Annotated in this window: 20 protein-coding genes; 12 read left to right on the forward strand and 8 right to left on the reverse strand. The window is 69.1% G+C overall.

The features are described from left to right. Positions 1-115: 115 nt before the first annotated feature. Together BC102111_RS13275 and secA are read left to right on the forward strand one after the other, a co-directional pair. Entirely contained in the window at positions 116-1,360 is a 1,245-nt protein-coding gene (locus BC102111_RS13275) for a winged helix-turn-helix domain-containing protein (RefSeq protein ID WP_257957741.1), read from the forward strand. Positions 1,361-1,415: 55 nt separating this feature from the next. Beyond that, positions 1,416-4,112, forward strand: coding sequence for a preprotein translocase subunit SecA (gene secA, locus BC102111_RS13280; RefSeq protein WP_101624574.1), 2,697 nt, complete (start codon positions 1,416-1,418; stop codon positions 4,110-4,112). 49 nt (positions 4,113-4,161) lie between these two features. Here secA and BC102111_RS13285 read toward each other — a convergent pair whose 3' ends face one another. Next, on the reverse strand, positions 4,162-4,605 hold the full coding sequence (locus BC102111_RS13285; RefSeq protein ID WP_009374865.1) for an Rv3235 family protein: 444 nt from the start codon (positions 4,603-4,605) through the stop codon (positions 4,162-4,164). Next, positions 4,602-5,348 carry a LysM peptidoglycan-binding domain-containing protein gene (locus BC102111_RS13290; protein WP_180960648.1) on the reverse strand — a complete coding sequence of 249 codons (747 nt, stop codon included), beginning with the start codon at positions 5,346-5,348 and terminating at the stop codon, positions 4,602-4,604. The genes BC102111_RS13285 and BC102111_RS13290 overlap by 4 nt, the downstream gene beginning before the upstream one ends. A gap of 140 nt (positions 5,349-5,488) precedes the next feature. Between BC102111_RS13290 and BC102111_RS13295 the strand changes: the two genes are divergently transcribed. Continuing rightward, positions 5,489-6,004 carry a hypothetical protein gene (locus tag BC102111_RS13295; protein ID WP_009374867.1) on the forward strand — a complete coding sequence of 172 codons (516 nt, stop codon included), beginning with the start codon at positions 5,489-5,491 and terminating at the stop codon, positions 6,002-6,004. A 121-nt stretch (positions 6,005-6,125) separates the two neighbouring features. Here BC102111_RS13295 and BC102111_RS13300 read toward each other — a convergent pair whose 3' ends face one another. Continuing rightward, positions 6,126-6,347 carry a helix-turn-helix domain-containing protein gene (locus BC102111_RS13300; RefSeq protein ID WP_009374868.1) on the reverse strand — a complete coding sequence of 74 codons (222 nt, stop codon included), beginning with the start codon at positions 6,345-6,347 and terminating at the stop codon, positions 6,126-6,128. A gap of 128 nt (positions 6,348-6,475) precedes the next feature. On the opposite strand from BC102111_RS13300, the gene BC102111_RS13305 reads away from it, so the two are divergent. The 3 genes from BC102111_RS13305 to BC102111_RS13315 are packed head-to-tail and all read left to right on the forward strand — an operon-like array spanning position 6,476 to position 8,776. Next, positions 6,476-7,114, forward strand: a complete 639-nt coding sequence (locus tag BC102111_RS13305) for a hypothetical protein (RefSeq protein ID WP_009374869.1) — start codon at positions 6,476-6,478, stop codon at positions 7,112-7,114. After that, on the forward strand, positions 7,111-8,322 hold the full coding sequence (locus BC102111_RS13310) for a CpaE/TadZ family protein (protein ID WP_101624576.1): 1,212 nt from the start codon (positions 7,111-7,113) through the stop codon (positions 8,320-8,322). The genes BC102111_RS13305 and BC102111_RS13310 overlap by 4 nt, the downstream gene beginning before the upstream one ends. A 10-nt stretch (positions 8,323-8,332) precedes the next feature. Then, entirely contained in the window at positions 8,333-8,776 is a 444-nt protein-coding gene (locus BC102111_RS13315) for a DUF6912 family protein (RefSeq protein WP_101624577.1), read from the forward strand. Between the two features lie 26 nt (positions 8,777-8,802). On the opposite strand, the gene BC102111_RS13320 is transcribed toward BC102111_RS13315, so the two are convergent. Further along, positions 8,803-9,267: a DUF2505 domain-containing protein gene (locus tag BC102111_RS13320; protein WP_009374872.1), complete on the reverse strand. Its 465-nt coding sequence runs from the start codon at positions 9,265-9,267 to the stop codon at positions 8,803-8,805. Between the two features lie 143 nt (positions 9,268-9,410). Between BC102111_RS13320 and BC102111_RS13325 the strand changes: the two genes are divergently transcribed. Together BC102111_RS13325 and BC102111_RS13330 are read left to right on the forward strand one after the other, a co-directional pair. Then, entirely contained in the window at positions 9,411-14,297 is a 4,887-nt protein-coding gene (locus BC102111_RS13325; RefSeq protein ID WP_101624578.1) for an NAD-glutamate dehydrogenase, read from the forward strand. A 91-nt stretch (positions 14,298-14,388) separates the two neighbouring features. After that, entirely contained in the window at positions 14,389-15,903 is a 1,515-nt protein-coding gene (locus BC102111_RS13330) for a sensor histidine kinase (RefSeq protein WP_009374874.1), read from the forward strand. 345 nt (positions 15,904-16,248) lie between these two features. Here the strand turns inward: BC102111_RS13330 and BC102111_RS13335 are convergent, their stop codons facing one another. Further along, positions 16,249-16,497: a WhiB family transcriptional regulator gene (locus BC102111_RS13335; protein ID WP_009374875.1), complete on the reverse strand. Its 249-nt coding sequence runs from the start codon at positions 16,495-16,497 to the stop codon at positions 16,249-16,251. Between the two features lie 471 nt (positions 16,498-16,968). On the opposite strand from BC102111_RS13335, the gene BC102111_RS13340 reads away from it, so the two are divergent. The 4 genes from BC102111_RS13340 to BC102111_RS13355 all read left to right on the forward strand — a co-directional run bounded on the left by BC102111_RS13340 (position 16,969) and on the right by BC102111_RS13355 (position 20,825). Beyond that, positions 16,969-17,577 carry a gamma carbonic anhydrase family protein gene (locus BC102111_RS13340; protein ID WP_063249416.1) on the forward strand — a complete coding sequence of 203 codons (609 nt, stop codon included), beginning with the start codon at positions 16,969-16,971 and terminating at the stop codon, positions 17,575-17,577. An 89-nt stretch (positions 17,578-17,666) separates the two neighbouring features. Continuing rightward, on the forward strand, positions 17,667-19,100 hold the full coding sequence (locus tag BC102111_RS13345; RefSeq protein ID WP_009374877.1) for an NAD(P)H-quinone dehydrogenase: 1,434 nt from the start codon (positions 17,667-17,669) through the stop codon (positions 19,098-19,100). A 118-nt stretch (positions 19,101-19,218) separates the two neighbouring features. Continuing rightward, positions 19,219-19,548, forward strand: a complete 330-nt coding sequence (locus tag BC102111_RS13350; RefSeq protein ID WP_009374878.1) for a YciI family protein — start codon at positions 19,219-19,221, stop codon at positions 19,546-19,548. After that, complete coding sequence (locus BC102111_RS13355) at positions 19,548-20,825, forward strand: RNA polymerase sigma factor (protein ID WP_009374879.1); 1,278 nt, start codon at positions 19,548-19,550, stop codon at positions 20,823-20,825. Before BC102111_RS13350 ends, BC102111_RS13355 begins: the two co-directional genes overlap by 1 nt. Positions 20,826-20,852: 27 nt before the next feature. On the opposite strand, the gene BC102111_RS13360 is transcribed toward BC102111_RS13355, so the two are convergent. The 3 genes from BC102111_RS13360 to BC102111_RS13370 all read right to left on the reverse strand — a co-directional run bounded on the left by BC102111_RS13360 (position 20,853) and on the right by BC102111_RS13370 (position 24,455). After that, on the reverse strand, positions 20,853-22,661 hold the full coding sequence (locus tag BC102111_RS13360; protein ID WP_009374880.1) for an acetyl/propionyl/methylcrotonyl-CoA carboxylase subunit alpha: 1,809 nt from the start codon (positions 22,659-22,661) through the stop codon (positions 20,853-20,855). Positions 22,662-22,785: 124 nt separating this feature from the next. Beyond that, positions 22,786-23,463, reverse strand: a complete 678-nt coding sequence (locus BC102111_RS13365; RefSeq protein ID WP_009374881.1) for a Maf family protein — start codon at positions 23,461-23,463, stop codon at positions 22,786-22,788. After that, the gene (locus tag BC102111_RS13370) at positions 23,460-24,455 is read right to left on the reverse strand and encodes an SGNH/GDSL hydrolase family protein (protein ID WP_101624579.1); all 996 of its coding nucleotides are present in this window, start codon (positions 24,453-24,455) and stop codon (positions 23,460-23,462) included. Before BC102111_RS13370 ends, BC102111_RS13365 begins: the two co-directional genes overlap by 4 nt. Positions 24,456-24,501: the final 46 nt, after the last annotated feature.

The raw sequence follows: 24,501 nt of genomic DNA on the forward strand, positions 1-24,501 counted from the left end.
GATCCGCCTCAGCCGTTCGGTCATCGCTCGTCCCCGGCTCTCGATGCCCGCCGGACCGGCGCGCTCACAAGAGTGCCGAGACCGCCGTGTCGGTGCCGTGGCCTAGGGTGGGCCCATGCAGCGAATGTCTCTCGCAGCGGCGCGGAGGACCGCGATCGCCGCCACCGGCCTCGACCGCCCGCGACCGGAGCAGGTCACCGCTCGTCATCTCAAGGCGACGTTCGCCCGGATGGGGCTGGCGCAGATCGACTCCGTCGCCCGGGTCGTGCGCTCCCACTACCTTCCCTTCTACTCCCGGCTCGGACCCTACGAGCGCGCCCGTCTCGACCGTCTGCTCTACTGTGCGCCGCGGATGGGCGTGGAGTATTGGGCGCACGCCGCGGCGTTCGTCCCCCCGGAGACCTGGCGGCACTTCGACCGCAGCCGCGCCGAATGGTGGCGCAACGACTACGGGCAGCGCGACCCGCAGACCGGAGAGGAGTTCCGCCGCCTGCAGTCAGCACTCCTCGACGCACTGGCAGCGGGTCCGCAGACCGCGCGCACCGCCGCCGAGCTCGTCGACCACGAGATCCCCGAACGCCACCGCGGCCACTGGGGCTGGAATCCGAGTCAGGTGAAGATGGCGCTCGAGGCCCTGTTCGCGGCGGGAGCAGTGAGCGCGGCCGGACGCAACGACCACTTCGAACGCCTCTACGCCCTGCCGCGCGACGTCAGCCCCCTGCTCGGGGAGACTCCGCTGTCCTACGGCACGGACGCCGACCCCGAGCTCGGTCTGCGCACATCGGACGCGGCGCGCCGACGGGGGATCTCGGGCAAGGACAACGACGTCCTCGCGCTCACCCGGATCGCCGCCCGCGCCCTCGGGGTCGCCCGACCAGACTGTCTGGCCGACTACTTCCGCCAGCTGCAGGCCCCGACCGATGCGGCCATCGAGGTCCTCCTCGCCACGGGGGAGCTCGGCGAGGTCGACATCGAGGGCACTCCGGCGCTCAAGTGGCACGCGGCGAGGACTCCGCGCACCGTCGCGGCTCGGGCGCTGCTCGCCCCCTTCGACCCCCTCGTCTTCTACCGACGGCGCATCGAATGGCTCTTCGGCTTCCACTACCGGATCGAGATCTACACCCCGGCCGCGAAGCGGGTCCACGGATACTACGTCCTGCCCTTCCTCCTCGGCGATCGGCTCGTCGGACGCGTCGACCTCCACCGCGATCGGGCGGCCGGGGTCCTCCGCGCCCACCGGGTGACCTGGGAGCCCGGCGAGGAGCACTGCGACGAGCTCGTGGCGGAGCTTTCGGCGATGGGGAGGTGGCTCGGGGCGGACGCACTGGATGTGGCGGGCACTCACGTGCCATTAAGCTAGGGACTATACAGTCGTTCGAGTTGTCGTCAGGCGTCCAGCGCCGTTTAGGAGAGAAGTGGCTAATATCCTCGAGAAGCTTCTGCGCACCGGTGAGGGCCGCACGCTCAAGAAGCTCCGCCGGTACACGGACGCGATCAATGCGCTGTCCGACGAGTTCGGCGAGATGTCCGACGCCGAGCTGCGCGAGGAGACCGACCGCTTCCGCAAGCGCGTTGAGGACGGCGAATCACTCGACTCGCTGCTGCCGGAGGCCTTCGCCGCGGTGCGCGAGACCTCGGGCCGGACACTCGGCATGCGGCACTTCGACGTCCAGCTCATGGGCGGAGCCGCACTCCACCTCGGCAACATCGCCGAGATGAAGACCGGTGAGGGCAAGACGCTCGTGGCCACGGCCCCCGCCTACCTCAACGCGCTCACCGGCGGCGGCGTCCACATCATCACCGTCAACGACTACCTCGCGACCTACCAGTCGGAGCTCATGGGCCGCGTCTTCCGCTTCCTCGGGATGGAGACGGGCTGCATCCAGGCGAACATGCCCGCCGACGAGCGACGGAAGCAGTACGCCGCGGACATCACCTACGGCACGAACAACGAGTTCGGCTTCGACTACCTCCGCGACAACATGGCGTGGTCGGCCGAGGAGCTCGTCCAGCGCGGCCATTCCTTCGCCATCGTCGATGAGGTCGACTCGATCCTCATCGACGAGGCCCGCACCCCGCTCATCATCTCCGGCCCCGCCGAGGGCGACGCGAACCGATGGTACGAGGAGTTCGCCAAGGTCGTCGGCCGCCTCAAGGCCGACCGGGACTACGAGGTCGACGAGAAGAAGCGCACCGTCGGCGTCCTCGAACCCGGCATCGAGCGCGTCGAGGACTACCTCGGCATCGGCAACCTCTACGACGCGGAGAACACTCCGCTCATCAGCTTCCTCAACAACGCCATCCGCGCCAAGGAGCTGTTCAAGAAGGACAAGGACTACGTCCTCCTCGACGGCGAGGTCCTCATCGTCGACGAGCACACCGGACGTGTGCTCAAGGGGCGGCGCTACAACGAGGGCCTGCACCAGGCGATCGAGGCCAAGGAGAAGGTCAAGGTCCAGGCCGAGAACCAGACCCTGGCGACGATCACGCTGCAGAACTACTTCCGGCTCTACGACAAGCTCTCGGGCATGACCGGCACCGCCGAGACCGAGGCCGCGGAGTTCATGTCGACCTACAAGCTCGGCGTCGTCCCCATCCCGACGAACAAGCCGATGCAGCGCGTCGACCAGCCGGACTTCGTCTACAAGAACGAAGTCGCGAAGTTCGACGCCGTCGTCGACGACATCGTCCAACGCCATGAGACCGGTCAGCCGGTGCTCGTGGGCACGACGAGCGTCGAGAAGAGCGAGTACCTCTCGAAGCACCTCGCCAAGCGCGGGGTGCGCCACGAGGTCCTCAACGCCAAGAACCACGCGCGTGAGGCGGCGATCGTCGCGCTGGCCGGCCGGAAGGGCGCGGTCACTGTGGCGACGAACATGGCCGGCCGCGGCACCGACATCATGCTCGGCGGCAACGCCGAGTTCATCGCCGTGTCCGAGATGGAGAAGCGCGGGCTCGACCCCGTCGACGACGCCGAGGAGTACGAGGCGCAGTGGCAGGAGGTCCTCGCCGAGGCGGAGGAGAAGGTCGAGGCGGAGGCCGCAGAGGTCGTCGAACTCGGCGGACTCTACGTCCTCGGCACCGAACGCCACGAGTCGCGGCGCATCGACAACCAGCTGCGCGGCCGTTCGGGACGCCAGGGGGATCCGGGCGAGAGCCGGTTCTACCTCTCGCTCACCGACGACCTCATGCGCCTGTTCGGGTCGGGAGCGGCGGAGCGGATCATGGCCACGGCCAATGTCCCCGATGACGTTCCGCTCGAATCGAAGATGGTCACCCGCGCCATCCTCTCGGCCCAGACGCAGATCGAGCAGCGCAACGCCGAACAGCGCAAGAACGTGCTCAAGTACGACGACGTCCTCAACCGGCAGCGCACCGTCATCTACGACGAGCGGCGGAAGGTGCTCGACGGTGAGGATCTCGCCGACCAGGTCGCGAGCTTCCGCGAGCAGGTCATCGACGCCTACGTCCAGGCGGCGACGACCGGACCCGTCGAGGAGTGGAAGGTCGACGAGCTCTTCGAGGCCCTCGGCAAGATCTACACCCCCTCGATCACCGAGGAGGACCTCGCCGAGGAGGTCGGAGGACTGGGCAACCTCACGAAGAACCGCCTGAATGCGGAGATCCAGTCCGACATCGAGGTCTTCTACGCCCAGCGGGAGGAGGAGCTCGGCGAGGAGGCGACCCGTGAACTCGAGCGCCGCGTCGTCCTCTCGGTCATCGACCGTCGCTGGCGCGAGCACCTCTACGAGATGGACTACCTCAAGAACGGCATCGGGCTGCGGGCGATGGCCCAGCGCGATCCCCTCGTCGAATACCAGCGCGAGGGCTTCGAGATGTTCACGACCATGCAGGACGGGATCAAGGAGGACGTCGTCCGCCTCACCGACACCCTGCAGGTGACCGTCAACCGCCAGGAAGGCAGCGGCGGGGAGGACGACGAGGTCGAGGTCGATGCGGCGGAGCTGCGCCACACGACCCCGAAGATGCAGCTCTCGGCGCCTTCCGAGGACGGCGGCACCGCGGTCTCCGAGGACTCCTCCGAGTCCGACGAAACACCGCAGCCGGCCAACCGCGCGCAGCGCCGGGCGAAGAAGAAGGCCAAGCGCTGAGACTGCGCTGAGTCCGATGATCGCCCCGAGAGCCGTCTCGGGGCGATCGTCACATCGTCTCCAGAGCCGTCATCGTCCACCGGTTCGCGATGAGCTCGAGGCGGACCGCGACAGCCCGGAATCGAGACTGGGTGCGGACCATGACCGTCGCTTCGGCGACGGTCGCGTGGACGCGGCAGACCCGCACCCGTCCCGCCTGCAGTGTGCGTGCGGCGCCGTGGTCGCGGACCGTGGAGACCGGGGCGATCTCCGCACGCAGCCGCGCGCGCCGGTCGATCTTCGCGAGCAGTTCCGCATCGACCCAGCGGCCGATCGACTCGCTCCTCCGCACTCCGGCGAAGATCTCGAGACAGGCGACGGCCAGCGACGTCGCCGTTGCGGCGATGCGGTCGGCGTCGTCGGCGATCGGTTCGACGGGTGTCGTCGGCGGTCGCGGGACGGATGCCCTGTGCGCGGCGCGGCGAGGACGGCTGAGGACGAGAGGGGCGGTCATGAGCGGATGACCAATCGCTGTCCGGGCATGATGAGATCGGGGTCGGGCCCGATCGCGTCCCGGTTGTCCGCGTAGATGTCAGCGACGAGTTCGGCCTGCGAGTCGCCCGCCCCGATGAGCTCGCCCGCGATCGACCACAGGCTCTCACCGGCAGTGACGACGTGCGTGCGCGGGGAATCGGATCCATCGCGGTCATCGGCCTCGTCCGCATCGTCAGCGGTCCCGTCGCCGTCGGAGGCCTCGGCGCCGTCGGGTGGGTCCGTCGGGGGTGGGGGATCGCCGAGGCGGTCGTCATCGTCCGGGCCAGTCGTCGGCCATCCCGGATCCCGCGGGTCCGCGGGGATCGTCGGCCACCCCGGATCGGGTGCTCGGTCGGGGTCGAGGGCTGCGGTCGCAGACACCGCCTCGGCGCTCGGATCACGGACCCGGTCGGAAGCGGAGCCGGTCACCGCGGTGCCGGTGACTGCGACGGCGGCGAGGATGGTCGATCCGAGCAGGCGCGGCGCCCAGCGCAGTGCGAGCGCCGAGACCCACGAGCGCACTCGGCCGTGCGGGAGGATCCGCAGCGCGAGACCGAGCAGGGAGATGAGGCCGAGCCGGGCGAACGCTGCGGCGGCCGTGGTGACGAGCACGAGGATGACGAGGTCGCTCGCTCCGAGCGGCCGCTCGAGCAGGACCCACAGGGACACCGACGACCCGAGCAGAGCGAGCCAGGTGATGGCACAGAGCGCAAGAAGAAACATGTCGAACATCCTCGATAGTTGATGTACGACTATATTGACGTTTGATGAAGTTTGATGTCAACAGTCCCGGGATAACTACTCCGCTGTAGTTTCGTCGTCGGCTCTTGCGCGGTGCGACCGCCTCGGGCAAGCTTCACCGTATGGATGAGCGCATCGATGCCTTCCTCGACGACCTCGAAGCCATGCACGCATGGCAGCAGCGTCACGCCCGTCGGGGCGAACTCGCCGATGAGCTCGCCTCCCATGCCGCCGAGCGCACGCTCCTCGAGCGTCTGCGCGGAGCGCTCGGACACGAGATCCGGGTCTCGACCGACAGCCGCGAGATCACGGGGAGGCTGACGTCCCTCGGGGCGGGGATCATCGTCCTCACCGCCGCTGAGACGACGATCGTCTCCCTGGCCGGCGTGTTCGAGCTCCGAGTCGGCACCCGCAGGCATCGTCGGGACGAGGACGTCCTCGAGCGCCTCGGCATGGCCTCGGCTCTGCGTCGGCTCGCGGCGATGCACGAGGAGATCGCCATCGAACTCAGGGCCTCCCGCGGGACGGTCCGCGGGCACCTCGAGATGGTCGCCGCCGACTACGCCGAGATCGCCGGGCGGATCGTCCCGCTCGCGCGCATCGCGGCGGTGCAGACGAAGGTGAACCCCTTTGCCTAGCGCGCGGCGGACGGGATCGATGAGCAGGCGGCCGAGCGGTCTGCGCGACGCGCGTGCGGCAGAGGCGCAGCGGAGCCCGGTGGGCCGTCTGACCGCACGGTCACTCGGAGCCGACCGACGGTCAGTCGTCGATGAGGCCGGCCTTGATCTCGTGCTCGGTCCTCTCGTACATCCGCTGGATGTAGGCCTCGATCTCGGCCTTCTCGACGCGCCACTGCCCGCGGCCGCCGACCTTGATGGCGCGGAGATCGCCGGTGCGCACGAGGGCACGGGCCTGAGCGATCGAGACATTGAGCAGCTCGGCCACATCGGTGAGCGGCAGGAAGCGGTTTTCGACGACCATGAGGGTTCTCCCAAGTTCCACGCGACGACTGATTTTACCGAAATCATTGCTTTGACCTCGTTTGGTGTTCGATACTATCACTCACAAGCAGTTCCTGTCATGGAAAATTCTGCCGAATCGGAGATGCAATGGAGCTCTCGAGACGCTTTCGCCCTCCCCGCTGGACCGATGCGCGCCTGCTCGTCGGTGCCGTCCTCGTCATCGCGGCGATCGTCGCGACCTATCTCCTCGTCGGGGCTGCGACGGCGACGACCAGGGTCTGGGCGAGTGCGGCGGCACTCGTCCCCGGTCAGGCGGTGAGCGCCGACGACCTCGTCGTCGCCGAGGTCAACCTCGCCGACGTCGGGGAGAAGTACCTCTCAGCAGAGACCGCGCTGCCTGCGGATACGAGCGTGCGCACGGTCATCGCCCCCGGCGAACTCGTCCCGGCCTCGGCGGTGGCGCCGATGGCCGAACTCGAGGGTCGGATCGTCGCGATCGACGTGCCCGGCTCGGTGCCCTCCGTCGTCGACACCGGCAGCCTCGTCGATGTGTGGGCACAGCCCGACTCCTCAGGGCTCGATGAGGCCGAGGCCGAACCGGAACAGCTCGTCAGCGCGGCCCCGGTCGCCCACATCACCCGAGACGTCGGCAGCTTCGGAGTCGGCGACGGGGCGCGGATCGAGGTGTTCGTCCCCACCGAGGCGCTGGCGCAGGTGCTGGCCGCACTCGACGGCGGCAGCGTCCTCTCCGTGGTCGGGGCGCCCGGAGCGGTGGGAGCGCCATGACCCAGGTGCTCCTCGCCGTCGACTTCGAATTCGACCTCATCCTCTTCGAACTCCTCAGCGACCTCGACGACGTCGACGTCGTCGCCCGACCCGCCGACGAGATCGAACTCCTCGCCCTGTGCCGCACCGGTGCCGCCGACATCGCGATCGTCGGGGAGTACTTCCCGGGTCTCGACGCCGAGGTCGTCGCCCAGATCGCTGCGACGGGCACGAAGGTGCTCGGCGTCGGCGCGGACACGGCAGCGCTCGGGCGTCTCGGCATCACCGCCTCCGTGCCGGCGACCGCCGATGAGGCCACCGTCGCCCGCGCCCTCGACGACGTCACCCGCAGCGCCATCGTCCCTCCCCGGCCGACGACTCCGCCGGGTCGGGCCCGGGCTGCCGGTCGGATCGTCACCGTGTGGGGGACCGGATCGTCTCCCGGACGCACCCTCACGGCCGTCAACCTCGGCGACCATGCGGCCCGACGCGGGCACCGATGCGTCATCGTCGATGCCGACACGGTGGGCGCGATGGTGGCGACGACGCTGGGCCTGACCGAGGAGTCCTCCCACCTGGCGAGCCTGTGCCGACTCACCGCGGAGAAGTCGCCGCCCACCGAGGTCGCAGCGGTGCCGCACGCCGTCGTCCGCGATGACCTCCACGTCGTCACGGGACTCACGCGACCCGAGCGCTGGCCGGAGGTGCGCGGTGCCGTGCTCCGGTCCGTCCTCACCGACCTCGCGGGACTCTACGACCTCGTCATCGTCGACGTCTCCGATCGGATCGACCCCGACGACGAGTTCGCCGATCCCTTCTACGACCGCCACTGCGCGACCCGGGCCGCCCTCGAGGCCGCCGACACCGTCGTCGTCCTCGCCGCAGGAGACCCCATCGGTCTGCAGAAGCTCGTGCGCCTCCTCGGCACCGACCGGGCCGAGGAGGCGCGGGAGCGGATGCGGATCGGAATCACGAAGGTGCGCGCCTCGGCAGTCGGGGCGCCCGCCCAGCGGCGGATCAGCGAAGCACTCGAACGGTTCGCCGGGCGGGCTCCCGACTTCGTCCTCAGCGACGACCGGGCGACGGTCGACGCCGCCCTGCTGGCGGGGCGGACGCTGCACGAGGCGAATCCGCGGTCGGTGCTCTCCCGGGAGATCGGGGAGGCCGCCGCACTCCTGCTGCCGGCCCGCAGGCGGGTGCGTAGGCGCGAGCGTCTGCGCACACCCTAGGATGGGGGGCATGGCCGTACGCTGCTACATTCCCACGACCCTGGCCGCACTCGGCGCGGGCCTCACGGCGACGATCGCCGTCGCCCCGGATGCGTCGGTCTCCGGGTTGCGCGCCGACGACATCGAGGAACGCGAGTTCGCCGCGATGGGCATCGCCGCCGCCCTGGCTGCCGTCGACGCACTCGGCGCCCAGCCGCCATCGCCGCGCGTCGTCGTCGCCTACGACGCGCCCGCCGCGGCGGCTCGTCAGCCGCTCGCCGAGGGCTTCGACCTCCTCACCCTCGAGGGAGTCGACATGGATGCGGTGGCGAGCTTCCACCTCGACGAGGCAGAGGTCTGGGACGAGGCACTGAGTGCCGGTGACATCGGGTCAGCCGAGGACCGCCTCGGCGAGTCCGATCTCCTCTGGTACGACCGCAGCGAACTCGACGACCTCCTGCGCGCCCGCGGCTGAGCCCACACGGCTGCGGGCGGGGCGCCTCAGCGCTCGGCGAGCCGCTCGAGCCGCTCCCTGAGCCGGGCCTCGAGGATGGGGACGAGGGCCTGCTCGATCATCGGACCGAAGAGCGGAACCGAGGAGCTGATCTCCGCCCGGATCGTCAGCGCCGTCCCCGTGCCCTGCGCGGTCAGGGAGATGAGCGCGTCGATCTCGACGGGCACGCCGGCCGCCCGGGCGGTCATCCTCACCTCAGCCGCGTCCCCGATGACGTCGCCGGGGACCATGTAGATCTCGACGAGCTCCGCTCCCGAGGGCAGCTGTGCGGCCAGCGTCGGCGGCAGCTCCCCTGCCGGAACCGCAGTCCGCACCGTCACCTCGGTGTCGGGATCGACCCGCTTGGTGCTCGCCTCCGAACCGAGCGCCTCCCACGTCGCGGCATCGGCGAGGAGGGCGAGGAAATCGGTGAGTCCGATCGTGTAGTCGTGGCTGAGTGTGAGAGTTCGCATGGTCCCAGTCTGCCAGCAGGTCAGGCTCCCATCACGGCACGCTGACCGGCGTGCCTTTGTCGCCGATTGGGCATAGTGTTGGGGATGCCGGCCCGCAGACGAGCCGGCGACAATAATTGTGCGCTGATCGTAGAGGTGTAAAGGTGTCTCAGGTCTCATATTCGGACATTGCTGGAGAGTGGAGGAAGCAGAAGGGGCAGGGCGCCCCCGAGAATTTCATCGAAGCGTACTACCCCCGGTTCGAGCCGGGCACCGCCGAGGCGGGGGCGGAGGCTCTCGCGGCGGCGGCAGCGACCCACTACGCACTCGGCATCGACTATGACGGCACCACCCCCGCCATTCGGATCTACAACCCGTCGGTCGACTCGCCGGAGTTCCTCGACAACCACACCGTGATCGCCATGGTGCTGCCCGACATGCCGCACCTCGTCTCGTCGATCGTCTCCGACCTCGCCGCGAGCGGGCGTGCCATCCGCCTCGTCCACCACCCGATCATCGCCGTCGACGGCCGCGGAGGCGACCTCACCGTGCTCTCACCCGCCGAGGCGCCCGCCGTCTCCGCGGACACCGCAGGCCTGCCGGTCATCAGCGAGGACGCCGCCGAGGCGGACGCCGACCACCCCGAACAGCAGTCGTGGATCCGGCTCGAGATCGACCGTCTCCCCGAGGAGGACTTCGCGGCCCTCGAGGATCAGCTGCGCAGCGTCCTCGACTACGTCGCCGCCGCCGCGCAGGACGCCACCGCGATGGCCGAGAAGGCGAAGTCGATCGCCGCCGAACTCCATGCCAAGCCGCCGCGTCCGGAGCTCGCCTCCGAGGCCGAAGCCGCCGCCGAGCTGCTCACCTGGCTCGACGGCCACTTCACGTTCCTCGGCTACCGCGAGTACGACTACCGCCACGACGCGGAGGCAAGCAGCCTCGAACCGATCGAGCACACGTCGCTGGGGATCTCGGCCCTGCGTCCGCTCGCGAAGTCCCCGCTGTCGAACGCCGTGGCCGAGAAGGCGCTCGAACCGCACGTCCTCGTGCTCACGAAGGCGAACTCGCGCTCCCGCGTCATCCGCGGATCGTTCATGGACTACATCGGGGTGAAGACCTTCGACGAGACCGGCGAGATCGTCGGCGAACGCCGCTTCGTCGGTGTCTTCAAGCCCGAGTTCTACAACGACAGCGTCCTCAACATCCCGGTCATCAACCGCAAGGTGCGCAAGATCCTCTCCGCGAGCGGGTTCCCCACCGGCTCGCACTCGGCCAACGAGCTCCTCGGCATCCTCGAGACCTACCCGCGCGATGACCTCATGCACGAGGACACGCAGGACATCTTCGACGTCGTCATGCAGATCGTCGACATGCAGGAGCGCCGCCAGTCGCGCGTCTTCGTCCGCACCGACCCCTACCAGCGCTTCGTCTCCGTCATCCTCTACATGCCCCGCGACCTCTACGACACCGCGGCACGCGTGCGCGTCCAGGAGGTCCTGCGCCAGTTCTACAACGCCGAGAGCGTCGACTTCGACGTCCTCCTCACCGAGTCGGCGCTGGCCCGCATCCACTTCGTCGCCCGCGTCGCCCGCGACGCCGAACTGCCCCAGATCGATCGGGAGACCGTCGAGAAGCGCATCGTCGCCGCAGTGCGCTCGTGGTCCGAGGACGTCCACGCGTTCCTCGCTCCCGCCGAACGCGGGGACAGCGGGACGGCCCTGGCCCGTGCCGACCTGTGGTCGCGCTCCTTCCCGCCCGGATACGGGGAGTACCACACACCCGCCGACGCCGTCGCCGACGTCGCCCGCTTCGAGGCGATCGAATCCGGTGAGGGTCCGGCGGTGCGCCTCTACCGCCCCAACGACGTCGACGACGCGCCGATCCGCCTCGCCCTCTATCGCAACGGACGCGTGGGCCTGTCCGAGGTGCTGCCCTACCTCACGGCCTTCGGCGCGACCGTGCTCGACGAGCGGCCCTACGAGCTCGACCTCGCCGACGGCACCCATCGCTACATCTACGACTTCGGTCTGCGGTTCGACCGCGACCTCGACGACGCCGACTTCGACCGAGTCGCCGAGGCCTTCATCGCCGGATGGGAGGGCCGCAAGGAGGCCGGAGTCTTCGACCGCCTCGTCGTTGCGGGACTCGACTGGCAGCACGTGACGATCATCCGGGCGCTGGGGAAGTACCTGCGCCAGGCCGGGTTCACCTACTCCGACGCCTACGTCGGCGAGGTCTACAGCGACAACCCGGAGATCTCCCGCCTCCTCGTCGACTACTTCTTCGCGAAGTTCGATCCGGACGCCGACGACGCCGGGCGCGACGCGGAGATGGCGAGGCTCGACGAAGCGATCGAGACCGCTCTCGGCGACGTCGCGAGCCTCGACGCCGACCGTGTGCTGCGGTCCTCGCTCGAGCTCCTGCGGGCCACCCTGCGGACGAACTACTTCCAGAACGCCTCGGGCGAGCTGCCGACGGCGCTCGTGCTCAAGATCCGTCCGACCGAGCTCAGCTTCGTCCCGAAGCCGAAGCCGGCGCTGGAGATGTGGGTGTACTCCCCGCAGGTCGAGGGCGTGCACCTGCGCTTCGGCACCGTCGCCCGCGGCGGCCTGCGCTGGTCGGACCGGCGAGACGACTTCCGCACCGAGGTCCTCGGCCTCGTCAAGGCGCAGATGGTCAAGAACGCCCTCATCGTGCCCACGGGAGCCAAGGGCGGATTCTTCCCCAAGCAGCTGCCTCCGATGAGCGACAGGGATGCGTGGATGGCCGCCGGCCAGGCCGCGTACGAGGTCTTCATCGAAAGCCTCCTCGAAGTCGCCGACAACCTCGTCTACGCCTCCGACGGCACCCAGCAGGTCGTCCATCCCGACCGCGTCGTGCGCCATGACGGTGATGACTACTACCTCGTCGTCGCCGCCGATAAGGGCACCGCCCGCTTCTCCGACGTCGCCAATGCGATCGCCGAGCGCCGCGGCTTCTGGCTCGGCGATGCCTTCGCCTCCGGCGGTTCGGTCGGCTACGACCACAAGAAGATGGCGATCACCTCCCGCGGTGCGTGGAAGTCCGTCGAACGCCACTTCCGCGAGATCGGCGTCAACACCGACGTCGACGACTTCACCGTCGTCGGCATCGGCGATATGAGCGGTGACGTCTTCGGCAACGGCATGCTCCGCAGCGAGCACATCCGCCTCGTCGCCGCCTTCGACCACCGCGACATCTTCATCGACCCGAACCCGGACGCCGCAGCGAGCTTCGTCGAGCGCCGCCGCCTCTTCGACCTCCCGCGGTCGAGCTGGCAGGACTACGACCGCGAGCTCATCTCCGCAGGCGGCGGGGTCTACCCGCGGTCGGCGAAGTCGATCGACCTCAGCCCCGAGGCAGCCGCCGCCATCGGCGTCGAGCCCGGCAAGCGGAGCCCTGCCGAGCTCATGTCCGAGATCCTCGCCGCGCCGGTCGACCTGCTCTACAACGGCGGCATCGGCACGTACATCAAGTCCTCGGACGAGAGCCACGCCGACGTCGGCGACAAGTCGAACGACGCCATCCGGATCAACGGCGACGAGGTCAGGGCACGGGTCATCGGCGAGGGCGGCAACCTCGGCGTGACCCAGCTCGGACGCGTCGAAGCGGCACTGAACGGGGTCGCGATCAACACCGACGCCGTCGACAACTCCGCCGGCGTCGACAGCTCCGACCACGAGGTCAACATCAAGCTGCTGCTGCGCACCCTCCTGCAGAAGGGGGCGTTCGCCGCCGAGGACCGCGAGAAGGTGCTGCTCTCCTTCACCGACGACGTCGCCGAACGGGTGCTCGCGAACAACTACTCGCAGAACGTCCTCCTCGGCGAGGCCAGGTCGCAGACGGAGGCGATGTCGGGCACCTACGGCCGCATGCTCGCCTACCTCGAGAAGCACGCCGACCTCGATCGCCAGGTCGAGTTCCTGCCCAACGCCGAGGAGCTTGCGAAGCGCGAGTTCAGCTCGTACGTCTCCCCGGAGCTCGCGGTGCTGCTCGCGTACGCGAAGATGCACGCCGCCGATGAGATCCTCGACAGCGTCGTGCCCGATGAGGCCTGGATGCAGCGGGAGCTCGCAGGCTACTTCCCCGACGCTCTCGTCGAGCAGTACGGGGAGCTCATCCCCGAGCACCCGCTGCATCGGGAGATCGCCACGGCGAAGCTCGTCAATCGCATGGTCGACCGCGGCGGACTCACCTACGTCTACCGGATGCTCGAGGAGACTCCTGCCTCGGTGCCGCAGATCGCACGCGTCTTCGTCGTCGTCTCCGAGATCTTCGGCCTCGACGACTTCTTCGACGCGATCACCGCGCTCGACAACCAGGTGCCGACCGAGGTCCAGGTCCGGCTCCAGCACGACTATGTGCGGCTGCTCGACCGGTCCTCGCGCTGGCTCGTCCAGCAGGCCCCGGACACCCTCGACGTCGATTCGGGCATCGAGAACTACGGCAAGGTCGTCGCCGCCCTGCGCTCGCGCGTGCCCGACCTCGTCGACGGCTTCGACGCCGAGGCGATGCAGGCCAAGGCACAGGGCTACATCGACGACGGTGTGCCCGAGGAGCTCGCATGGCGCGCGGCTGCTCTGCTCGACGAGTTCGCCCTCCTCGACATCACCCAGCTCGCAGCGCGGACCAACGAGTCCGCCGAGGATGTCGCCGAGGTGTACTACGCCGTCAACGACATGTTCTCGGGTTCGCAGGTGCTCGCGCTCATCGGAGACCTCGACCGCTCCGACCGCTGGTCGGCGCTGGCCCGCGGTTCCCTGCGCGACGACTTCTACTCCGCGATCCTCTCGGTCGCCGGCTCCGTCATCGCGGCCACGGACTCGCCGATCTCGGGCAGCCCCGATGAACGTGCGAAGCAGCGGCTGAGCGAATGGCTCGAACGCAACGAGACGGTCGCCGCCCGCGTGCTCGAGACCATCGAGACCGTCCTCGCGCTGGAGACCGTCACGCAGGCGCCCCTGTCGGTGCTCCTGCGCATGATGCGCGGTGTGGTGCGGTCCTCGGCCTGGGAGTCCGAGCACAGCGCCTGATGATAGCGTTCGTCTCAGCGGGCTCGGGGTCGGACCCCGAGCCCGCTGACGACTCGCCGGACCGCTGACGAGGACCACCGAGAGGGACACCGTGCTCAACGAACAGCTCGCCGCCGAAGGCATCACCGACGAGGCCGATGTCGAGTACCTCCACCTCCTCGTGGGGGACTGGCAGCTCATCGCCGATCTCTCCTTCGCCGACCTCGTGCTCTGGGTGCCCTCGGCATCCGGGGCTTACACGGTCGTCGCGCATGCGCGGCCGACCACGGGCCCGACGCTGTTCAACCGGGACCTCCTCGGTGCTCGGGCGACGGGTCTGGAGAAGGACCTCCTCGGCGCCGCGGTGCGGTCGGGGGAGCTCGTGACCGAGGTCGCACCGGCGAAGTGCCTCGGCGTGGGCGTGGGCACCGAGGAGACCGAGGTGTGTGCGGAGGCGGTGCCGCTGGTCCGCCACGGGGAGACGATCGCGATCCTCGTCCGCTACTCGGAAGACCTGCGCCGGAGGGGTTCGTCGCGGCTGGAGAAGCACTACCGTGAGGCAGCGATGGCTCTGCTCACGATGATCGCGCAGGGGGCGTTCCCCGACCGTGAGGCGCCGAGCGGAGTCCGCCACGGCGAACCGCGGGTCGGTGACGGCATCTTCGTCCTCGACCGTGACTCACGCGTCCAGTACGCCTCCCCGAACGCGGTCTCGCTCATGCACCGTCTCGGACACGGGGGCGAGATCGAGGGCGCTTACCTCGCCGAGGTGGTCTCGACTCTGAGCACGGAGCTCCGACAGGTCGACGAGACGCTGCCGCTCGTGCTCACCGGCCGGGCGCCCTGGCGCACCGAGCTCGAGGTCGGGCGCACAAGCGTGTCGCTTCGGGCGATCCCGCTCACCGACGACGGGCAGCGGACCGGGGCGATCGTGCTCGCCCGCGACGTCTCGGAGATCAGGCGGCGCAAGCGCGAGCTGCTCTCCCGCGACGCGATGATCAAGGAGATGCACCATCGGGTGAAGAACAACCTGCAGACGGTCTCCGCGCTGCTGCGCCTGCAGACGAGGCGCATCGACAACCCTGCCGCGAAGGCCGCGCTGTCGGAGGCGATGCGGAGGGTCTCGATCATCGCCGTCGTCCACGATGTGCTCAGTCAGGGAGTGGAATCGGAGGTCGACTTCGACGAGGTCGTCGACAAGGGCCTTCGGCTCACCCCGGAGTTGACGAGTCCGCTCGTCCAGGTCAGCCTTCAGCGACGCGGCAGCTTCGGGACGATCTCCTCAGCCGATGCGACCTCTCTGGCCCTTGCCATCACCGAGCTCATCACCAACGCCATCGAGCACGGCTTCCCGCTCGAGAAGCAGGAGAGCCTCGGACCGGGGGAGACCCTCGAAGGGCACGTGTGGGTCATCCCCGAACGCGACGGGGACCACCTCCATGTCACGATCGCCGACGACGGGGTCGGACTCGGTGACGCGCAGAGCCCGGGCAACGGTCTGGGCACGCAGATCGTGCGGACTCTCGTCTCCGCGGACCTCGCCGGTTCGATCCAGTGGCGGGAGCGCGACGGCGGCGGCACCGAGGCGATCCTCGACGTGCCGCTGCGTCCCGACTCGTACGACTGAGCACGCGCAGCACCGAATCATCCACTCATGGGCCGTCCTGCACCGAGCGCCCGCTGCGCCATCCCGCACCCGTAGCGCAGAATCATCCACGTGCACGGGGAGGTTGTGTCGCTGCGCCGCTGAGGTGCTGGGCTGCGCGTGCGGTGTGGCGCTGCGGGTATGTCGTGGCGCCACGCGTGCGATGTGCAGACGCGCGTGCGGTGTGGCGCGAAGAGTGCGGTGTGCTCGGGCGGTTGTGCCGTCGCGGCAGGCGTGCGGACATGACAGAGTCCCCAGCTCCGATCACGGTGATCGCGGTCGAAGCAGGGGACTCTGACGAAGAATGGGGGTGCGGGTTCCGCGCGGTCAGCCTGCGCGACGTGCCCGGGCGGCCCGGCGCTTGAGCGCGCGGCGCTCGTCTTCACTCAGTCCGCCCCAGACGCCCGCATCCTGTCCGGATTCGAGTGCCCACTGGAGGCAGGTCTCGGCCACTTCGCAGCGACGGCACACAGTCTTGGCCTCTTCGATCTGAAGCAGGGCTGGTCCCGTGTTCCCGATGGGGAAGAACAGTTCCGGATCCTCATTGAGGCACGCTGCACGGTGTCGCCAATCCATGGTGACCTTTCGACGGAGATGGGTGAAACCTGGTGTGCGCGCACGTCAACAGAGGCGCGCTCACTCTCACAGTCAAGGTTCACATAACCGTTTTGGGCACACAAGAGTCTGGCAGTGTGAAGTTTCTGACAAATATTCTGCCCATTCTCCTGCTATGGGGTCCTCGACGCAAATCCGTCCATCGCGCGTCTCACTCTGCAGAAGCCGGGTGTCCTCGAAGTGAATGGCACCCGCCGCAGACATGAAGTCGAGGACCCGCGTGACGCGCGCGGTGCGGCCGGGAATCCGACCGCCGGGACGCCGCCGACGGGGTGGGTAGACTGACAGCGGTGACGGTCCCATCCCGTGGTCCGGCACCGCGCCGAGTGAGCCGGTGCGCACGACGTCGTGCGCTCTCGCCGACGAGGCCCGGCACCCGAGAGCGCGAGCACAGAACACTCACACGAGGACGAGAGAACCGATGGAGGACTCATGACGGATTCGCAGGCACGCATCATCTCGGTCGGAGGGCACACCCCGCAGATCGATCCCGGAGCATTCGTCGCAGCCGGAGCCACCCTTGTCGGCGACGTCCACGTGAAGCGGGGCGCCGGCATCTTCTACGGCTGCGTGCTCCGGGCCGAGAAGGCGCCGATCACGATCGGCGAGGACTCGAACGTCCAGGACAACACCGTCATGCACACCGACGAGGGCAAACCCGTCGTCATCGGCAAGCGGGTGTCGATCGGCCACCAGGCCCTCGTCCACGGCGCGAGAGTCGACGACGACGTCCTCATCGGCATGCACGCGACCGTCCTCAACGACGCCCACATCGGAACCGAATCCCTCATCGCCGCCGGCACCGTCGTGCTCGAGGGCACCGACATCCCACCTCGCTCGCTCGTCGCCGGCGTCCCCGGCAAGGTGCGCCGGGCGATGAGCGACGACGCGGTCGAGAAGGTCCGGGCGAACGCACAGTCCTACGTCACCCTCTCCGCCCTCCACCGCGACACCGCCGAGGTTGTCGATTTCGCCGAGGCGACCGCCGCCGGTGCGGGATCGGCCGCCGGGTCCGACGCCGCCGAGGGGACCGAGGCCTGAGCCTCACCGCGAGGGTGCTCGTCGGCACCGCCCAGGAGCACCCGGAGTGCTCATTCGCCCAGGCCCCGGCGATTTGAGAGGATTGAGCCGTGAACGAAGAATTTGAATCCGCAGCAGATCGCGTCGTCGTCATCGGCGGAGGCCCCGGCGGCTACGAAGCCGCTCTCGCCGCCGCCCAGCTCGGCGCCGACGTCATGCTCATCGAACGCAATCGCTGCGGCGGTGCCGCCGTCGTCACCGACGTCGTGCCCTCGAAGTCCCTCATCGCCACGGCGGAGATGATGGATGAGATCACGCGCTCGGCGAGCCTCGGCATCCGGATCACCGCCGCCGACGACGACCACGAGGAGACCCCCGACCACGACCGGGTGGTCGCGGACCTCAAAGCCGTCAATGAGCGCATCCTCTCCCTCGCCGACGCTCAGGCCGACGACATCCACGACGGGCTCATCCGCGCCGGCGTCAAGGTCATCAAGGGCAGCGCGAAGCTCGTCGACCGCGACCGGGTGGAAGTCGTCGAGAAGAACGGGACCGAGTACACGCTGCGCGCCTCGACGATCCTGCTCGCCGTCGGCGCCCACCCCCGCGAACTCGACACCGCGAAGCCCGACGGCGAGCGGATCCTCTCGTGGACGCAGCTCTACGAACTCGAAGAGCTGCCCGAACACCTCATCGTCGTCGGCTCCGGTGTCACGGGTGCCGAGTTCGCCTCGGCGTATCGCGCGCTCGGAGCGAACGTCACCCTCGTCTCCTCGCGCGAGAAGGTCCTGCCAGGGCAGGACGAGGACGCCGCAGACGTCCTCGAGTCCGTCTTCCGCGCCAAGGGCATGAACGTTCTCTCCCGCTCCCGTGCCGAATCGGTCAAGCGCACCGAGAACGGGGTCGAAGTCACTCTCGCCGACGGCCGCCGGGTCGAAGGTTCGCACTGCCTCATGGCCGTCGGCTCGATCCCCAATACCGCCGACCTCGGACTCGAAGCCGCCGGGGTCAAGGTCAGCGAGTCGGGACACATCGTCGTCGACGGCGTCTCCCGCACCTCGCGTCCGGGCATCTATGCCGCGGGCGACTGCACCGGCGTCCTCCCGCTCGCCTCGGTCGCGGCGATGCAGGGCCGGATCGCGATGTCGCACGCTCTCGGCGATGCCGTGCAGCCGCTCAAGCTGCGCAATGTCGCCTCGAACGTCTTCACCGCTCCAGAGATCGCGACCGTCGGCTTCACACAGCAGAACTACCGCGAGAACCCCACGGACATCGACACCGTCATGCTCCCGCTCGACACGAACCCGAGGGCGAAGATGCTCGGCATCGAGGACGGCTTCGTCAAGATCTTCGCCCGGCGCGGCTCCGGATCGATCCTCGGCGGCGTCGTCGTCGGCCCGCGCGCCAGTGAACTCATCCTCCCCATCACCATAGCCGTGGAGAACCGCCTCACTGTCGACCAGCTCTCGGCCTCCTTCGTCGTCTATCCCTCGCTCAGCGGCTCGCTGACCGAGGCATCGCGCCGACTCCACCGGCACCTCTAGGGAATTTCCCTCCCGCAGCTGTCGATTTCGCCCTCCCCGATACGTCAGAGTGGTGTCAGGCACCTCCGCCCGACATCGATAGGCTCCCGCCAGGAGCCTCGGACCAAGGGAGAGAGACATGAAGTACGCACTGCTGCTCATGGGCAACGTCACCGACGCCGACTGCGGCGAGGACGGCGGTCCCGACCCGGCCGAGTTCATGGCCTTCGACAAGGAGATCACCGACGCGGGCATCGTCGTCGGCGGCTTCGCCCTCGACGGACCCGAACACGGGGTGCGGGTCAGCGACTCCGTCGTCACCTCCGGGCCGTTCGCCGAATCCGGCGAATTCGTCGGCGGCAGCTACGTCATCGAGGTCCCGACGATCGACGACGCGATCGCCTGGGCGAAGCGGAGCCCCGGATCGCGCGCCGGGCACATCGAGATCGGACCGGTCGCCGACTACTGATGGACACCGCCGGGACGGACGCCGCCCTGGTGCTCACCGCCATCGGGCGCGAGGACCACGGGCGGCTGCTCGCCGCTCTCGCGACGAAGTTCCACGACCTCGACCTCGCAGAGGAGGCTCTGGCCGATGCCATGGTCCGTGCCGTCGAGTCCTGGCCGGCCCGCGGCGTCCCACAGCGTCCACAGGCGTGGCTGATGACGACGGCGAAGAACCGCGCGATCGACCTCATCCGCACCGATGCGACCCGCGCACGCAGCCTTGCCCGCCTCCGGATCGAGGACGAGACCCAGCCGGGGGACCACGAGGACCACGCCGACCGCCTCGGCGAGGCCCTGAGCTCAGTCGACATCCCCGACGAACGGCTGGGGCTCTTCTTCACGTGCGCCCATCCCACTCTGCGCGAGGGCGAGAGGATCGTGCTCATCCTTCGCTTCCTCGCCGGCTGGACCACCGCCGAGGTGGCGGCGGCCTTCCTCGTCGACACGACGGCGATGCAGCAGCGGATCGTGCGCGCGAAGAAGCGGATCACAGCCACCGGCATCCCCTTCGGCCGACCCGGACCCACCGAGCTCGAGGAGCGCCTGCCGGGGGTGCTCCGCGCCGTCTACCTCGTCTTCACCCAGGGATTCACCGCCTCGACCGGTCCGTCCCATGCCCGCGTCGACGTCCAGGAGGAGGCGATCGGGCTCAGCCGCCTCCTCGTGCGGCTCCTGCCCGAATCGACGGAGGCGCTCGGTCTCCTCGCTCTGCTACTGCTCACCCGAGCGCGGGCGGCGGCGCGGATCGCCGCCGACGGTTCGCCGATCCCGCTGTCCGAGCAGGATCGGGCCGACTGGAACTCCACCCTCATCGCCGAGGGGCTCGGTCTCGCGCGGACCGCGGCCGGTCGCCCGGGCGCCGGGCCGTACACGGTGCAGGCGGCGATCGCCGCCCTCCACGCAGAGGCTGCCACCTACGAAGACACCGACTGGGCCCAGATCCTCGTCCTCTACCGGATGCTTGTCAGGCTCGACCCCTCCCCGGTCGTCGCCCTCAACCTCGCCGTGGTCCGCGGGCGGGTCGACGGTCCCGGCGCGGCGCTGACCGCCCTCGACGCCCTCGCCTCAGAACCCCGGCTGCGCCGTCACCGGCCGTTCCACATCGCACGGGCGATCACCCTGCGCGAGCTCGGTCGCGACGCCGACGCCGAAGAGGCATTCAACGAGGCCCTCGAGTGCCCGGGCAACGACGCCGAGTCCGAATACATCGGTGCCCGGATCACCGACCTGCGTCGGTGATCCGGGCAGCGGGGCAGAGACCGGGTCTCAGGCGGCGAAGCGGATGATCGGCTCACCCGACTTCACAGCGGTGCCCGCGTCGACGAGGACCTCGGAGACCGTGCCCGAGTGGCCGGCCTTGAGGGGCTGTTCCATCTTCATCGCCTCGATGACGGCGAGCGTGTCACCGGCTTCGACGACGTCGCCGGCGGACACGGCGACCGAGACGATCGTGCCCTGCATCGGGGCGTTGAGCGCATTCGACTCGTCGGCGAGCTGAGCGCCCTTGCGGCGGAGGTTGCGCTTGCGGCGCGGCACGCTCGGGCTCGGCACATGTCCGAGGTCGGAGATGACGTCCTTGGGAACCGAGACCGTCATCCGTCGACCGTCGACCTCGACGACGACACTGAAGCTGTCAGCAGAGGTGCTCATGTGATCTCCTGTGTTCGGTGTGGCGAGCGGGTTGACGAACGCGGTTTCGAGCCAGTTGGTCCACACGTCGAAGTCCCCGGCGAAGGCCGGTTCGGAGACGAGGACGCGGTGCAGCGGCAGCAGCGTCGAGACGCCGTCGATGCGGTATTCGGCAAGCGCCCGCCGGGACCGGGCCAGTGCCTGATCGCGATCGGCGCCGGTGATGATGAGCTTCGCGAGCATCGGGTCGAAGTCGGTGCCGACGACGCTGCCCTCGCCGATGCCCGAATCGAGCCGCACACCGGGTCCGGCCGGTGCCCGGTAGTTCTTCACGGTGCCGGTGGCGGGGAAGAAGGTCGTGGGATCCTCGGCGTTGATGCGGAACTGGATGGAGTGTCCGCGGACGGCGGGGAAGGCATCGGGCAGGCGTTCGCCCGAGGCGATGCGTAGCTGCCAGCCGACGAGATCGACTCCCGTGACCTCCTCGGTGACGGTGTGCTCGACCTGGATGCGGGCGTTGGCCTCCATGAAGATGATCGTGCCGTCGGTGCCGAGGAGGAACTCGCAGGTGGCGGCACCCACGTAGCCGACGTGGGCGAGGACGCGGATCGAGGCCTCGGTGACGATGCGCTCCTGCTCCTCGGTGAGGAACGGGGCCGGCGCCTCTTCGACGATCTTCTGGTTGCGGCGCTGGAGCGTGCAGTCACGGGTCGAGAGGACGCGGACATTGCCGAACGAGTCGGCCAGGCACTGGGTCTCGATGTGGCGCGGGTGGACGATCTGCTTCTCGATGAGGCATTCGCCGCGACCGAAGGCGGCGAGTGCCTCCCGGGTCGCGGCCGCGTAGGCGGTCTCGAGGTCGTCAGCGCTTGCGCAGGCGCGGAAGCCGCGGCCGCCGCCGCCGTGGACGGCCTTGATGACGACGGGGTAGCCGATGCGCTCGGCGACCTCGGCGGCTTCGGCGAGATCGGCGACGGCGCCGTCGGAGCCGGGTGCGACCGGGGCGGAGACCGCCTCGGCGACCTCACGGGCACCGGACTTGTCGCCGAGGAGTTCGATGGCAGCCGGGGGAGGCCCGACCCAGGTGAGCCCGGCGTCGATGACGGCCTGGGCGAAGAGGGCGTTCTCGGCGAGGTAGCCGTAGCCGGGGTGGATGGCGTCGGCCCCGGAGCGCTTGGCAAGGGCGAGGATCTTGTCGATGTCGAGGTAGGTCTCCCCAGCGCCGGTGCCCTCGAGCAGCCAGGCGTCATCGGCGAGCGAGACGAACTCGGCGTCCGCATCGGCTCGGGTGTAGACGGCGATCGCCTTGAGTCCCAGATCGTGGGCCGCCCGGATGATGCGCAGGGCGATCTCACCGCGATTGGCGATGAGGATGCGGCGCACTGGGGCCGTGGGGACGTGCGTGGACAGCGATGCGGTCGTCTCGTCGGGGAGGACTGTGGTCATGGCGCTCCTTTTGTATGATCACAGATCAATTTAGGGATTGCCGCCAACTCTTTGTAGGCCACCGATAAAAACCTGAGCGCAAAACTTCAAGGTGTTCGGGCGTGTCCGCTCGACCTGTCCGAGTCTAACCCCGGGAGGACCAGAGATCGGGCCAGAAGAGGCCCATGTCCTGCGCGAGTTCCCTCACAACGGGCAGGCTGAGCCCGAGCACGGTGAGATGGTCGCCGTCGAGCCGCTCGACGAACGCTCCGCCGTACCCGTCGATCGTCAGTGCCCCGGCGACGTGGAACGGCTCTTCGGTGGCGATGTAGGCCTCGAGCTCGGCAGGGGTGGGGGTGCCGATGAGCACGGCGGTCGACGAGCGGCGCGAGCGCAGGTCGCGGGCCGCGAAGCGCTCAGCGGTCGTTGCCCGCTCGAGCAGGGCGAGCGTGTGCCCGGAGTGCAGCGTCGTCCACGCCCCCGCCATGTCCGCCCAGATCTCGCGGGTGCGTTCGGCAGTGCCCGGCTTCCCGATCGCCTGGCCGTTGTGCTCGAGGAGTGAATCGCCGGCGATGACGACGGCCGTGGCCGCCTCGCGCAGGGACTCGGGGAGATCGTCGGGCTCCATGCCTTCGATGCGGTCGAGAACGGCCTGCGCCTTGGCCGCGGAGAGCGCGGTGGTGAGGTCGCCGACGGACCCGGTGAACGTCTCCTCGATCGCGTGCTCATCGACCTCGGAGACGATGACGGTGGGATCGATGCCCGAGGCCGTGAGGATCTCGCGCCTCGACGGTGACTGCGAGGCGAGGACGACGGGGATCACCGGTCGGTCCCTCCCGCCTCGGCGGGGCTCGCTTGGGCGGGTGTCGCGGCGTCGGCAGCCTCGGCGTCCGCGGACTCTGCAGCCTCGGCGTCCGTGGGCGCCTCGCGCGTGTCATCGGGGATGTCATGGGTGCGGTCGACGGCGATGCGGGCGTCGATGCGTTCGGCGATGGCCGCGAGCACGGTCGAGGCGAGCTGCGCATATCCGAGTGCGCTGGGGAAGCGCCCGGATTCGTTGAGCAGCGATTTCCGGGTCGTTCCGGTCAGTGACCCGGTCGCCTGCAGCGGCACCGCCCGCGCCGCGAGCGCGGCGAGCCACTGCGATCCTGCGAGGACCCGGGAAGACCGGCGGAGCACCGTTTTCAGCGGGTCGCGCAGACCCGGCAGCCCGCCGAGGTTGGGGCAGACGAGGACGAAGACTGTGTACCGACCTTCGCGCTGGAGGCGGTTGATCGCCTGGTTGAGGGCCGGGATGCCGATGGGTCCGTGGATGGGGTGGATGACGTCGCCGGTGCCGATCGAGATGATCGCGAACCGACGCCGATCGGACCGTGGCGAGTCGGACCCCTGGCGGGAGAGACGAGTCGAGCGCAGGATCTCGTCGACCTGTGCCGCGAGATCGTCGGAGAGCGCCGACGGCCGCGCCGTCGACTCGACCCGCACCGAGGTGCCGAGCAGGCGCGCGAGCCCGCGGGCGATGAGCATGGCCGGGGCGTCGTGGGGATCGTCGATGCCGATCCCGCACACCCACGAATCGCCGATGACGGCCAGGGTCGCCGGATCATCGTCACCGGTGGCCGGACCGGCATCGGCTGCGGTGCCGGCGGGTGGGGGCACCACCTCGGCGATGGAGGGGAAGGGACGGTCGGCGTCGTCGTCGAACCCCCGTCGCAGGGACGAGGCCTGGTGCCGGAGCAGGCCTGCCGCCGACGCTCCGATTCCGACAGCTGTGCCTGTCATGGTGGCGACGGCGTAGAGCATGCGCTTTCCCACAAGAATCACCCTCCCTCTCCGGTCATCATTCCACCTGCGGTGCGTG

Origin of the sequence: Brevibacterium casei CIP 102111 (assembly GCF_900169275.1) — a bacterium.
Taxonomy (GTDB): Bacteria; Actinomycetota; Actinomycetes; order Actinomycetales; family Brevibacteriaceae; genus Brevibacterium; species Brevibacterium casei.